11 protein-coding genes are annotated in these 12,661 nt (G+C 55.4%); 8 read left to right on the top strand and 3 right to left on the bottom strand.

Features of this window, described 5'->3' with window-relative positions:
• Nucleotides 1-332 precede the first annotated feature (332 nt).
• Complete coding sequence (locus ABNT34_RS00280) at nt 333-1,289, bottom strand: hypothetical protein (protein WP_348727715.1); 957 nt, start codon at nt 1,287-1,289, stop codon at nt 333-335.
• 240 nt (nt 1,290-1,529) lie between these two features.
• Between ABNT34_RS00280 and ABNT34_RS00275 the strand changes: the two genes are divergently transcribed.
• The 4 genes from ABNT34_RS00275 to ABNT34_RS00260 all read left to right on the top strand — a co-directional run bounded on the left by ABNT34_RS00275 (nt 1,530) and on the right by ABNT34_RS00260 (nt 5,540).
• Nucleotides 1,530-2,258, top strand: coding sequence for a hypothetical protein (locus ABNT34_RS00275; RefSeq protein WP_348727713.1), 729 nt, complete (start codon nt 1,530-1,532; stop codon nt 2,256-2,258).
• Between the two features lie 76 nt (nt 2,259-2,334).
• Nucleotides 2,335-3,813, top strand: a complete 1,479-nt coding sequence (locus ABNT34_RS00270) for a TrkH family potassium uptake protein (RefSeq protein ID WP_348727711.1) — start codon at nt 2,335-2,337, stop codon at nt 3,811-3,813.
• 3 nt (nt 3,814-3,816) lie between these two features.
• Nucleotides 3,817-4,863, top strand: a complete 1,047-nt coding sequence (locus ABNT34_RS00265; protein ID WP_348727709.1) for a DUF4118 domain-containing protein — start codon at nt 3,817-3,819, stop codon at nt 4,861-4,863.
• The gene (locus tag ABNT34_RS00260; RefSeq protein ID WP_348727707.1) at nt 4,860-5,540 is read left to right on the top strand and encodes a response regulator; all 681 of its coding nucleotides are present in this window, start codon (nt 4,860-4,862) and stop codon (nt 5,538-5,540) included. Before ABNT34_RS00265 ends, ABNT34_RS00260 begins: the two co-directional genes overlap by 4 nt.
• Nucleotides 5,541-5,553: 13 nt before the next feature.
• Here the strand turns inward: ABNT34_RS00260 and ABNT34_RS00255 are convergent, their stop codons facing one another.
• Together ABNT34_RS00255 and ABNT34_RS00250 are read right to left on the bottom strand one after the other, a co-directional pair.
• Nucleotides 5,554-6,345, bottom strand: a complete 792-nt coding sequence (locus ABNT34_RS00255) for a transporter substrate-binding domain-containing protein (protein ID WP_348727705.1) — start codon at nt 6,343-6,345, stop codon at nt 5,554-5,556.
• A 116-nt stretch (nt 6,346-6,461) separates the two neighbouring features.
• Complete coding sequence (locus ABNT34_RS00250; protein ID WP_348727703.1) at nt 6,462-7,157, bottom strand: transporter; 696 nt, start codon at nt 7,155-7,157, stop codon at nt 6,462-6,464.
• A 207-nt stretch (nt 7,158-7,364) separates the two neighbouring features.
• On the opposite strand from ABNT34_RS00250, the gene ABNT34_RS00245 reads away from it, so the two are divergent.
• The 4 genes from ABNT34_RS00245 (at nt 7,365) to kdpB (ending at nt 12,660) form a co-directional block, all read left to right on the top strand.
• On the top strand, nt 7,365-8,072 hold the full coding sequence (locus tag ABNT34_RS00245; RefSeq protein WP_348727701.1) for an AraC family transcriptional regulator: 708 nt from the start codon (nt 7,365-7,367) through the stop codon (nt 8,070-8,072).
• A 52-nt stretch (nt 8,073-8,124) separates the two neighbouring features.
• Nucleotides 8,125-8,544 (top strand): DUF3703 domain-containing protein, encoded by a 420-nt coding sequence (locus tag ABNT34_RS00240; protein WP_348727699.1) that lies wholly within the window; start codon nt 8,125-8,127, stop codon nt 8,542-8,544.
• Between the two features lie 261 nt (nt 8,545-8,805).
• On the top strand, nt 8,806-10,572 hold the full coding sequence (gene kdpA, locus ABNT34_RS00235) for a potassium-transporting ATPase subunit KdpA (protein ID WP_348727697.1): 1,767 nt from the start codon (nt 8,806-8,808) through the stop codon (nt 10,570-10,572).
• A 27-nt stretch (nt 10,573-10,599) separates the two neighbouring features.
• Nucleotides 10,600-12,660, top strand: a complete 2,061-nt coding sequence (gene kdpB / locus ABNT34_RS00230; protein ID WP_348727695.1) for a potassium-transporting ATPase subunit KdpB — start codon at nt 10,600-10,602, stop codon at nt 12,658-12,660.
• Nucleotide 12,661 lies beyond the last annotated feature (1 nt).

Genomic DNA, 12,661 nt, shown 5'->3' with positions numbered 1-12,661 from the left:
ACAAAAACAACTAAGGAAACCCATCGCCCGTTGGAGCGAGCCGATGCAAATCAATAGTTTGAGGTTTTAAGCCAGGGGGTGTCTGAGCGGGCTGACGGTAGGCGTGTGACGCCCACAGCTGCGAGTTACCCTGGCGCCTCAAACTGTTGATTTTCAGCGGGCTTTCGAGCGGAACCGGGGTCTGTAGAAGTCAAAGACATAGGTTACTTTCTTTTGCTGAAACAAAAGAAAGTGACTCACCGACAGGTGAATTCTCTGCTAGACGGACTAGCAGCAGCAGGAAAAAATGATTCAGACATCGGAAACCGCCGCCCGCAGGGCAAAAAACAGCATCAGGCCACTTGCTTCTCTGCCAGATGCAACTCCATGGTGGCCTTGAGCAGGCGGAACAACAATACTGAAGCGTCAATCTCTTCGCGTCTGTTGGTCAGACTTTCCACGTTGAGGCCCAGCGGAATATCTAAACTGGCGCAATGCTGCAGGATTTGTTGCAGGTTGTCGCGGCACAAACGAATGGATTCGTTCAGCGGATTTTCCGCGTCCAGAATGCGGTAGCGGGCAGCGAGTGGCACTGAAATGCCGAGCCAGTGCATAAAGTCTAAAGTCTGTTCGCCGCCGCAGGGCGTAAACGTCAGGATAATACGGTTGGGTGTCAGGCCTTGCTGGCGACAGCTGCGGGCGTAGCTGGTCAGTAAATCAATAGTGGCCTGAGCGTTGTACACCGCCTGGGTGATAAAAAACTGGCAACCCTGGGCTGATTTTTCAATCAGCCGCTGATGCTCATTGCCTTTACTGGCATGGCGTTCAGCGATAGCGACGCCGCCCAGATACACATCGGCCGGGTGCTCAGCCAGCTCGCGGTATGCATCGGCCAGGCTCAGTTTAATAGTGCCGTTGGACGACGGGCTGCCCACCAGTACTAAATTCTGGAGTTGATAATCCCGTGCGGTTTCACCGAGCCAGTCACGAAATTCGGCGGCATCGCGCTGCGCCACCGACTTGTACGTGATGACGTCGCGGCGCGCCAGTTTGCGCAGCAGCAGGCTGTAATCGCGTGGGTCCAGTGTGGCGTGAAACGGGAAAGGCCGCTCACTGCTGACCCGGCTACTTTCATCCTGAATGTCGTACACCACTAAACCATCGAACTCGATTTCATTTAAGCGCTTCAGCAGTTTGCCGGCGATACGTTCAGTTTTATCTGCAGCAGTGCCGGCCTTTGGTGGCGTAGTACCAATCAGGTACACCCCTTGGGTCGGGTCCTGAATTTTTTGCTGCAGACTGAGCGGCATAATCGAAATCTCTTATAGAAGCTGATATGGCTAAGTATACAGATGTTTGGATGGCTGGCCATCTATATTTAAATGAATTTTTTCGAATCTTTAGTTGAGAAAAACTCAAGTTGCAGTAAAAACCAGCTTTGGACTGGCGCCGGTGAGACGAATGTGCTGAATTAAACAGCAATGGTGTGCTTTTCTCTTCATGCCGACTGAATAGCGCATCGTTCAATGGATGGTTGCCGGAGGTGTCAGATGCAAGGATATCGGGTCGCCTGGCTCAGCTGGTTATGTGTCGTCAGCTGGTGCTCTGTGCTGCACGCTGCCGAACCTCCGGCATCTGAACTGCCACGCGCACAGATTTATCTGATCACCGAAGAAATGCCGGCACCAGACGGTACCGAAAGTGCCGCCACGCAACGATTACGCCGCCAACTGGCGCAGTTTCCGGCACTGCAATACGACCTTCATTATGTGTCCTGGCCCAAAGCGCTGGCAGAGGTGGCGCGTCGCCCCGACGCTTTGGTCTACAAAATTGCCCGAACACCTTCAAGAGAGTCGCGATATCATTGGCTATTTCCTAATGAAACCAGTAACTTGCACTTATATGCATTGGCAGACCAACCACTGCGCCATGCCAGTCTGCAGCAATTACGGCAGCAGCCAACATTAAAAATTGCCTGCCCGGCGCAGTCGGCTCATTGTGAAATGTTGCGTCAGCGTGGTTTTAGCGAAGCGCAGGTGCTGGAAGTGCGTTTAACTGAGCAAACCAGTGTGGAGCGGCTGTTGCTGGCAAAGCGGGTGCAATTCATTGCGGTAGCTGCCGAAGATTTCCGGCGCCGCATGGCGATTTTGCAGGTGCCGCCGCAGGATTATGTCACGGGGCCGATCGTCGCCTGTCTGACCGATTATCTGGCCGGTGGCCCGACTCTGCACCCGGCGCTGCGCCAGCTATTAACCCGCGACACGGTGCCACAACCCTAATCCTTATACATTCTTTATAAAGTGCAACAGCACGTTCTTTTACACTAACCGTCTGAGTCTGAAGAGGTGTGAACCGATGTCCGGTTTAGCAGTGCAGGGGCCGCGAGTCAGTGGACGCCTGCTGATTTATAAAGTATTGGGTTATTTGTTGTTGCTGTTGTCGCTGGTGCACTTATCAGGCGCAGCAGTGTCGGTGTATTTCAAAGAAAGCAGTTTCTGGACCTTTTTGGGCACAGCGGCCAGTTGTGTCATTGTCGGCTATAGCCTGACGTTGATGGGGCGGGATGCGGTCGCGATGAAACAACGTCAGTTGTTTCTGCTGACCACCTTAAGCTGGCTGGTCATTTGTGTGTTTTCGGCGTTACCTTTCTGGCTGATTATTCCTGATTCCAGCTTTACTAATGCCTGGTTTGAGACCGTGTCCGGCATTACCACCACTGGTGCTACTGTGTACTCGGGCCTCGACAATATGCCCAAAGGCATTTTGTACTGGCGCGCCATCCTGAACTGGATTGGCGGTATCGGTATTATCGTGATGGCGATTGCGATTTTGCCGGCGTTGAAAATCGGTGGTATGAAGCTTTTTAAGACCGAGAGTTCAGACACCTCGGAAAAAATCCTGCCACGTAGTTCGTCGATGTCTGCGGCCATTGGCGGGGTTTATCTGGTTCTGAGCCTGGTCACTGCCATCAGTTATTATCTGGCCGGCATGAATGGTTTTGATGCTATCACCCATATGATGGCCACAGTCGCCACCGGCGGTTTTGCCAACTACGATGCGTCCTTTGGTGTGTATAAAGAGATGCCGCAGATTTATTGGCTCAGCAGCTTTTTTATGTTGCTGGCAGCCATGCCGTTTGTGCTGTTTATCAGCATGGTCAAAGGCGATCGCAAGGCGTTGTGGAAAGACCCGCAAGTGCGGGCCTTTTTACTGATTGTGTTTTTTTGTACCGCGTTGCTCACGTATTATCAGGTTCATCACAATGCTCGCGACGCTTTTGATGCGCTGACGCACAGCCTGTTTAATATTGTTTCTATTATCACCACTTGTGGTTTTGCCTCCGAGGATTACACCTTGTGGGGCAATATGGCGGTGATGTTATTCTTTTACATCACTTTTGCCGGCGCCTGTTCCGGCTCCACGTCCGGTGGCCTGAAGATTTTCCGCATCCAGCTGTCGGCGATGTTGCTGGTGAAACAATTAAAATTGCTGATCCATCCCAAAGCGGTGTGGAGCCAGAAATATGGCGGTAAATCGGTTGACGACCAGCTGCTCGGTAACGTGCTGGCGTTTTGTTTTATCTATTTCGCCAGCATTGGTTTTATCGCACTGATGTTGTCGTTTTATGAACTGGATTTAGTCACAGCTGTCACCGGCGCTGCGACGGCGGTGGCCAACGTCGGACCGGGGCTTGGCACTATTATTGGCCCGGCCGGTAATTTTTCCAGCTTGCCAGATGGCGCCAAATGGTGGTTAAGTTTAGGTATGTTATTGGGCCGGCTCGAAATTCTGACGCTGGTGGTGTTATTTACTCCGTCGTACTGGCGGTATTGAGGCATGTGGGTGGCCTGGCAGCAATTCAGTTCAGTGTTGGCGGGAAAACCGGTGAAAGCCGGGACCACAGCTTATTGGCTGTGGTCGGCCGGCGGCATTTTGTTGCTGCCGCTGCTTGGCTGTGTGCTGTTATTGCCGCTGCGCGCTGCCGTCAGTTCAACCGACGTGGCGATGCTGCTGTTGCTGTGGATCAGCGCGATGGCGCTGCAGTTTGGCAAAACGCCGGCGCTGCTGACCACCTTATGGTCGGTGCTGCTGCTGAACTGGTATTTTGTGCCGCCGTATTACACGCTGGACGTGCACGATACCAACAACTTTATCAGCTTTTTTGTCATGGCTGCTTTTGGTGTGTTTATCAGTTATCTGGCAGACCGGCTGCGCCGGCAGCAGGAGCACAGCGCGCGTCAGCAGTTCCAGGTGGAACTGGAGCAACAACGTGCGGTGTTGCTGCGCAGCCTGTCACATGACCTGCGCACACCGCTCGCCACTATTATGGGCGCATCCAGCATGCTGGCAGACGACGAGCTGCAACTGTCCGACGAGCAGCGCCGGCAGCAGGCGCAGAATATCTATCAGCAAAGTTTGCTGCTCAATCAACATTTTGAAAAAGTACTGGAACTGAGTAAAGCGCAGTTAATGGGCGATTCGCTGCGCCGAAGTAACTTCAGTGCTGCCGATTTAATGGCTGGCGCCCTGGCGCGCCGGCCGGAAGATGCGGCCTTGCTGGCCCCTATCTGTCAGCAGAGCCCTGAAACCGACGGGCAGCTATTCAGTGGCGATGCAGAACTGTTGGAAATGGCGCTGGCCAATATGCTGGAAAATGCGCTGCGCCATGGTGCGCCGCCGTATCAGCTGCAACTGAGTGCCGCCAACGGTTGGTATCAGCTGTGTCTGCGCAATGCGCCGGGGCGAAAAAATACCGTGCAGCGCGATAGCGGCACTGGCCTGGGGTTACGCATTTGTCAGACGGTGGCTGCGCTGCATCAGGGACATTTTGCACTGGATACCGATGACGGCGGCGTTACGGCCCTGCTGGAGTGGCCGCAATGAAAACTACCATCGCCTCAGTATTGGTGCTGGAAGATGACGCTGGCATGCAGAGTTTTTTACAAACGTTATTGCAAAGCCAGGGTTATGCGCTGCAGCTGTGTGCGGAAGGGCAGGCCGGCCTGCAACTGTTGGCGAGTCAGGCGTTTGACCTGCTATTGCTGGATTTAGGCTTGCCCGACATTGATGGCATCGAGCTGCTGCGCCAGTTACGGCAATGGTCGGACATTCCGGTCATTGTGATTTCTGCCCGTGGGAAAGAGCAGGACAAAGTCACGGCACTCGACAGTGGCGCCAACGACTATGTGACCAAACCCTTCAGCGCTGGTGAATTACTGGCGCGGCTACGTGCGGCGCTGCGGCCACGCCATGGCCAAAGCCCGGTGCTGAGTTTTGGCGCCGTGCGGGTCGACCCGGTGCAGCGGCTGGTGCATAAAGCCGATGCTTTGGTGCATCTGACCAAAACTGAATATGAAATGCTGTTATGTCTGCTGCGCCACGCCGGTTCAGCGCTGACGCACAATCAAATTCTGACGCAGGTCTGGGGCGCGGCCTATCAGGACAGGCCGGAATATATCCGCGTGCATATGGCCGGCCTTCGGCAAAAACTGGAAGACAATCCGGCGGCGCCAGAGCATCTTAAAACCGAAGCCGGTGTTGGCTATCGCTTGTGCCTGTAACGCCGCGCCGCCATCAGTAGATAATTTTGTCGGCGAAAATCCGCCGCATAGTGCCGTCCTGCTGCATGCTTTGCAGCGCCTGTCGTAGTCTGGTTTCGATGGTCGGGTCCGGTAATTTTTTCGATAAGCCCAGATACACATCCTGCGGCTGCACTTTTTCATTGGCGAAGCTCACTTCGCGCAATTGCCCGGCGAGTGCCGGCTGTTGCATGTAGATCTGCTTCACCTGTGTTGGCGGCAACAAAGCGGCGTCGGCGCGGCCACGCGCCACCATTTGCAGCGCAATTTCTGTTGATAACACCTGTTGTTTTTGTTTCGCCGGCAAAGCGTCCACCACCAGCTGGATACTGGGATGTAAGCCAAAACCACGTACTGTGACAATACTCAGACTGTTCAACTGGGTTAAATCACTGATGCGGCGGGAGTCTGTCGCAGCCAGATATAAACGGTCTGGAAAGCGGCTGGCAAAGCGGATCAAAGTGATTTGACTGGCGCGGGCAGCACTGTAGAGCAGATTGGTCATCACATCTGTGTCGCCGTCCATCAGTTCTTTGACACAGCGGCTGGCTGGTGTTTTGTTGCCAATCTGCAGTGTCAGTCCGGCGCGGCGGGTCAGTTCCAACATCATCTCGACAGAAGGGCCAGCGGGCTGTCGGCTATTGCCGTGAAATTCATGAAAACCGGGAAAATGGTCCAGACACCAGCGCAGCGGACCTGGTTTTGCGGGCGCAGACGCTGGTGTGACTGCAAAAGCAGTCGCCGGCAAACTGGCGCAATAAAACAACAATAAAAGACAGAGGCGCATAACATCCTGTGGCAATGAACGGGATACCCACGACAGAGTAGCAGGCTGGCCTGACCACGACAATTACGTAGCCTGCGGTGCTATGCGGTACCGACAAACTTGTAATGGCTGACGCCCTAATCATCCGGCGTCCAGGCGATACCAAAACCGCCTTGCCAGTCGGTGGCATCCTGACTGATGCCGCGCAAGACCCAGACATCCAGTTGTAGCTGTGCTGACATCCGCCAGACCGCGCCAGCGCCGGCACTGTTGCCGGGCTCATCGCCATGGCTGAAACCCAGTTCAGTGTAAGCGCTGAAACTCGCATCGCTGTAAAAGGTATAACTTGGTGAAAAGGTCCAGCTGTCATCGCTGCTGCTGTAGTCCAAGTACCCGGCTACAGCACGGCCGTTACTGAGCTCCCGGGCAAGGCTGATAGCAAGACTGCGGCTGGGGTGGTCGGCGCGAAAAGGTTGTTGTCCGCTCGGGTGGCTGTAGCTTGCCAATAGCGCCCAACTCCAGAACGGGCTTAAATCTGGTAATGCATATTTCAGTGCCAGACTGGCATCGCCGGCCCCGGTTTCAGCTGGGTGGCCACTCTGGCGGTTAAAAAGCTCAGCACCCAGCTGCAGTTCGACGCGCCGGCCAAGCCCAAGTCGCCACAAAGTGCTGGCGGTATATAGCTGTGTGGACTGATGGTCGCGCCGTTCGCTGCTGAAATCTGGCAGACCTTGCTCCCAGCTAAACTGACCTGACTCCAACACTGCAGTGCCAAAACCAATGCCGGGCCGGTCAAAGGCCACTTCTGCCTGTGCCTGGATTGTTGCCAGCAAGGCGAGCGACGTGACGCCAAGCCATGTGCAGCGAACGCCGGTCCCGGAGTGAAGAGTGTGGTTCCGCCTGAAGTCTGGCATTGCGGTTCACCTGTGCTGAGATGTCGGAGCTAACAGCATAACAGAGCTGGCGGGGCGCGCCGGTGATTGCATTTTGCTGGCACCTGGGTTTTATTAACGGCAAGAACGATCGCCGTGAAGGCAAAGATGAACCATCAGATTTATTTAAGCCATGGTTGTGCGGTGCTTAAATCGGTGTCGCTGCACACGGGCATTCATGCCCATCTGGCACATCAATGGACTTTTAGCCTGGACGCACAGCCATTTGCCTTGTGGCTGGACGAGCACTGGCAGCAAGCCACTGAAATTTTTATCCCTTCGCAACGCCCTCACCAGTTTGCCGAGCAGACCGGGCAGTTTCTGACCGTGTTAATCGATGCCGATTGCACTTTGCAATATCAGAGCCAGCTGCAGCAATTGTTACAACGGCATATCGCCGGCGAATCTTCGCCGGACCTGCCTGCTTTTTTGCTGGCGCTGACAGCACTGCGGCAGATCAGTGATGGCCGGATCCGCCAGGCGCTGGCCCTGATCCAGACCGCGCCGGCTGGATCTGACTGTTCAGCCAACAGCCTTGCAAGTGCTGTAGCCTTATCACCAGGCCGGTTTTTACATCTGTTTAAGGCGCAAACCGGCGTGCCGCTGCGTAAGTATCTGCGCTGGCAAAAACTGCTGCGGGTATTTCGCGCATTGGCAGCGCCACAGCCACCGGCTTTTACTGAGCTGGCGCTGCAGGCAGGTTTTTACGACGCTGCCCATCTGGCCAATGAAATCCGCCAGTCCTTTGGTCTGGCGCTGTCGGATATTGTGCACAATAGCCAGTTTTTCCAAGACGACGGGCGACAAAACCGCTGAAATACTGCCACATCAACAGCGTTACATTCGCACAGTCAGATTGGGAGTGAATATGTCGTCAACATTGCAACAAACGGCACAGGCGCAGCTACAGCAGGCTAAGCAGCATTATCAGGCAGCTGAATATCCGCAGGCTTTTGTACTGCTGGAGCGTGCGCATTTATTGGGCCAGCGGTTTCTGTGGCTGCATCTGCAAACACACTGGTGGATGCTCAAATGTGGCGCTCGTCAGCAGGTTGCTGCTGAAGTCCGTGGCCAGCTGTTGCGGCTGTTAGCGGTGCTGCCGGCTTACCTGCTCGGCTGGGTGCCGCTTGGCAACACCGGAGGTGCCAACGTATCAGCACTGCGGCCAATGCCGATACCACCGGAGTTCCGGCCTTTGTTTCCGCGTTACCCGGTGCTGCGCGACATGGCGCTGCGGCTGGTATTAGCGTTATTGCTGGTTGGGGTCAGTTTGCTACTGCCGGCCTGATCCCCCGGCTTTTTTGTCATGCGCTGAGCCGCCTTTGTGCTGGCTAAGTGCCGTTACCTCTGATTTTTCCTGCAGTTTTACGCCTTCTTTACGCCCATCCGCTTTTTAGCTCTGGAGACTTTACGGCCCGAAATCCGACAATTTTCCGTGGAATTACCACTGAGGATAAGTGATGAACTGGTTGTTGTTATTCACCTTGTGTGCACTGGCGTTCGTGCTGGCGGAAGCCATGCGTGCGCCAGAAAAGTTTTAGGAGCGCTGATGGACGTCATCTTGATTTTACTGGCGGCGGGGCTTCTGTCCTGGCCGCTTGGCCGTTATATGACGGCGGTATTTGCCGGTGCGCCGCACTGGTCGGATAAAGTGTTTGCAGGGCCGGAGCGGCTGATGTTACGCCTGTTTGGCGTTGACGGCCGGGCCGGTATGAACTGGCGGCAATATGGTCTGGCTTTTGTCGCCGCCAATTTACTGCTCGGCGTCATCGCTTATGTGCTGTTGCTGTGCCAGCATCTGTTACCGCTGAACCCGGATAACGTCGGCCCGCTGAGCTGGGATTTAGCGCTGCACACCGCAGTGTCCTTTTTAACCAACACCAACCAGCAGCATTACTCAGGTCAGCTGCAACTGAGCTTCTTCAGTCAGAGTGTGGTGCTGGTCACCCTGCAATTTTTAACCCCGGCCATGGGGCTGGCTTTAGCGCTGGCAGTGCTGCGTGGCATGACTGGTGGTCTGAATGCGGCGTCAGCGAAAGCCGGCGAACCGCGTAACCTCGGTAACTTCTATCAGGACAGCCTGCGCGCTTTCACCCGCGTGTTGCTGCCATTGTCAGTGGTGCTGGCACTGCTGTTAGGCAGTCAGGGCGTGCCGTCGAATTATCAGCCGGCAACTGAAGCTGTGTTACTGGAAGCGCCACAAAGCGCTGAACAGGCACAAAGCCAGAAAATCCCGCAGGGCCCGGTCGCGGCGATGGTCTCCATCAAACAACTCGGCACTAATGGCGGCGGCTGGTATGGTCCAAACAGTACCAATCCGCTGGAAAACCCAACACCATTATCCAACGCCTTACAAACCATAGCCCTGGTGTTGGTGCCTATGGCGATGCTGTGGATGATGGGTGGCATGTTAAGCCGCACTGCCAGTGCCAATGCCGCAGCGGCCAGTCAGGCCGGGCTGACGTCACAAGCAGGTCAGGGCTTTGCCCGCATGAGTTTTGCCGTGATGGCGGTATTAAGTCTGTGTTTTGTGGCTGCAGCCGTGTACAGCGAAATGCAACCGAATGCTGCTTTTGCAGAGCTTGGCGCCAGCGGCGGTAATCTCGAAGGCAAAGAAGTGCGGTTTGGCACCGATTTGTCGGCGCTCTGGTCAACGCTGACCACCCAAACTTCAAACGGTTCGGTCAATGCGATGCATGATTCGCTGAACCCGCTGGCAGGCCTCATCAGCCGGGCTGGCATGCTGATCAACGCCATCTGGGGTGGTATTGGCTGTGGTCTGATTAACTTTATTGTCTATATCTGGCTGTCGGTGTTTATCGCCGGACTGATGATTGGCCGCACGCCGGAGATCTTTGGCCGCAAACTGGAGAAAACTGAACTGAGCTGGCTGGGCCTGTTACTGGTGCTGCCAAGCGCCGTGATCCTGATTTTAACAGCCATCACCTTGTCGGTACCGGCCTGGACCGGCAACAGCAATCCGGGTTTGCACGGCATTTCCCAGGTGTTTTATGAGTACACCTCGGCTTTTGCTAACAACGGCTCAGGTTTTGAAGGCCTTGGCGACAACACCCCCTGGTGGAACCTCAGTACTGTACTGGCGTTACTGCTCGGTCGTTACCTGCCGCTGCTGATCCCGCTGATTATTGCCGGTCGGCTGGCGCAAAAACCAGTGACGCCACCAGGTGCAGCCAGTCTGCCACTGCATAGCCTGACTTTTGGTGTGACTGTGGTGGTGGTGATCCTGTTGCTGAATTTCCTGTCGTTCCTGCCGTCGATGGTGCTTGGCCCTATTGGCGAAGCATTACAGCCTTAATTTTTGAGTTTCGAAGCGGAGTATCTGATGAATCATTTTATGCGGATCAGCGCCAGCGCGGTACGGACCGCCAGTCTGGATGCATGGCGCAAACTGGCGCCAATGCAGGCGATAAAAAGCCCGGTGATGTTTGTGGTCTGGGTCGGCACCCTCTGGTCATTTGCCATGACAGTTCAGCGCCTGTTGCAGGACCAGCCTTATGGCTTTGCCTTGTGTTGCAGCCTGATTTTGTTTTTTACCGTCTGGTTTGCCAATTTCGCTGAAGCTATTGCCGAAGCGCGTGGCCGCGATCAGGCCGCCAGCTTAAAAGCGACGCGGCGCGATTTAACTGCCACTTTGCGCAATAAGGCCGGCCAACTGACGCAGGTCAACGCCAGCACTTTGAAACAAGGTGATGTGGTGGTGGTGGAACCTGGCCAGCTGATCCCGGCGGACGGTGAAATAGTGCAGGGCGTGGCCTCGATCAATGAGTCGGCGCTGACCGGGGAATCTGCACCTGTGCTGCGCGAAGCCGGCACTGATCACTCCGGCGTGATCGCCGGCACTAAATTGCTCAGTGGCCGCATTGAAGTGCAGGTCACCGCGGAATCCGGTCACAGCTTTCTGGATAAAATGATCCGGCTGGTCGAAGGCACACAGCGGCAAAAAACACCAAACGAACTGGCGCTGACCGTGTTGCTGGCGGCGCTGACGCTGGTATTTTTGCTGGCGGTGGCAACCTTACCGGCGCTGTCTGAGTTTGTCGGCATCACACTGGACCCGCTGCTGCTGATTGCACTCTTGGTTTGTTTAATCCCAACCACTATTGCCGGGCTGTTGCCTGCCATTGGCATTGCCGGCATGAACCGGGCCTTAGCTGCCAACCTGATTGCCAAGTCAGGCAAAGCAGTAGAAGTAGCCGGTGATATCGACACTTTGTTATTGGATAAAACCGGCACTATCACCTTCGGCGACCGCCAGGCCACGGCATTCCTGCCATTACCGGGTGTTACCCAGACCGAACTGGTGCGGGTTGCGGTATTAAGTTCGCTGCAGGACCCGACGCCGGAAGGTAAATCTGTGGTGAAACTGGCGCGTGAACTCGGTGATGTCACTGAGCTGCCGCTCGATGCTGAGTTTGTGCCTTTCAGTGCTGAAACCCGTTTGTCTGGCTTACGCCTCGCGGCTGCAGAAGGCGCGGGTACAGAGCAGGCTTTTGCTTCCTCTTTTGCTTGCTCCTTCGCTTATAAGGGCGCCAGCGATGCCATCTGCCGCTTCGCCATCAGCCAGGGGCTTTCGGTACCGCAGGCGCTGGAAGGGATTGTCAGTAAAGTGGCGCAACAAGGTGCCACGCCGCTGGTGGTGGTGTCACAGCAGCGCATTCTCGGTGTAATTCAGCTGTCAGATGTGATTAAACCCGGTGTGGCGGAACGCTTTGCCAAACTGCGTGCGCTCGGTGTGCGCACTGTGATGGTGACCGGCGACAACCCAATCACTGCCGGTGCTATCGCGGCGGTGGCCGGTGTTGATGATTTTGTCGCCGAAGCGCGGCCGGAAGACAAGCTGGCGCTGATCCGGGCTGAGCAGGCCAAAGGCCACCTGGTGGCGATGGTCGGCGACGGCACAAACGACGCGCCGGCATTGGCACAGGCCGACGTGGGTCTGGCGATGAATTCCGGTACTCAGGCCGCCAAAGATGCAGGCAATATGGTGGATTTGGATTCTGATCCAACCAAACTGCTGGCCGTGGTCGAAGTGGGTAAACAGTTGCTGATCACCCGCGGTGCGCTGACAACGTTCTCGCTGGCCAATGACGTTGCCAAGTACTTCGTCATCATTCCGGCGGTGTTTGCAGCTTCAATGCCTGGCATTGGTTTGCTGAATCTGATGCAGTTGCCAGACCCGCAAATCGCGGTGATTTCGGCGCTGATTTTTAACGCCGTGATTATTCCGCTGCTAATCCCGCTGGCACTGAAAGGTGTGGAAATTCGCGCCATCAGCGCAGAAAACTTGCTGCGCAATAACCTGCTGATCTACGGCCTGGGCGGTCTGCTGCTGCCTTTTGTCGCGATCAAACTGATTGACCTTGGCCTGAACTGGATGCTCTGAA

It is taken from the genome of Rheinheimera texasensis (assembly GCF_964031785.1).
Taxonomy (GTDB): domain Bacteria; phylum Pseudomonadota; class Gammaproteobacteria; order Enterobacterales; family Alteromonadaceae; genus Pararheinheimera; species Pararheinheimera texasensis_A.
Note: the sequence above shows the minus strand (reverse complement) of the source record. Positions and strands in the feature narration are given on the sequence as shown.

Bases quoted from the DNA above. Each gene is read 5' to 3' on its own strand.
- ABNT34_RS00280 (WP_348727715.1), bottom strand. From the start codon at position 1,289: ATGCCGCTCAGTCTGCAGCAAAAAATTCAGGACCCGACCCAAGGGGTG.
- ABNT34_RS00275 (WP_348727713.1), top strand. From the start codon at position 1,530: ATGCAAGGATATCGGGTCGCCTGGCTCAGCTGGTTATGTGTCGTCAGC.
- ABNT34_RS00270 (WP_348727711.1), top strand. From the start codon at position 2,335: ATGTCCGGTTTAGCAGTGCAGGGGCCGCGAGTCAGTGGACGCCTGCTG.
- ABNT34_RS00265 (WP_348727709.1), top strand. From the start codon at position 3,817: ATGTGGGTGGCCTGGCAGCAATTCAGTTCAGTGTTGGCGGGAAAACCG.
- ABNT34_RS00260 (WP_348727707.1), top strand. From the start codon at position 4,860: ATGAAAACTACCATCGCCTCAGTATTGGTGCTGGAAGATGACGCTGGC.
- ABNT34_RS00255 (WP_348727705.1), bottom strand. From the start codon at position 6,345: ATGCGCCTCTGTCTTTTATTGTTGTTTTATTGCGCCAGTTTGCCGGCG.
- ABNT34_RS00245 (WP_348727701.1), top strand. From the start codon at position 7,365: ATGAACCATCAGATTTATTTAAGCCATGGTTGTGCGGTGCTTAAATCG.
- ABNT34_RS00240 (WP_348727699.1), top strand. From the start codon at position 8,125: ATGTCGTCAACATTGCAACAAACGGCACAGGCGCAGCTACAGCAGGCT.
- kdpA (WP_348727697.1), top strand. From the start codon at position 8,806: ATGGACGTCATCTTGATTTTACTGGCGGCGGGGCTTCTGTCCTGGCCG.
- kdpB (WP_348727695.1), top strand. From the start codon at position 10,600: ATGAATCATTTTATGCGGATCAGCGCCAGCGCGGTACGGACCGCCAGT.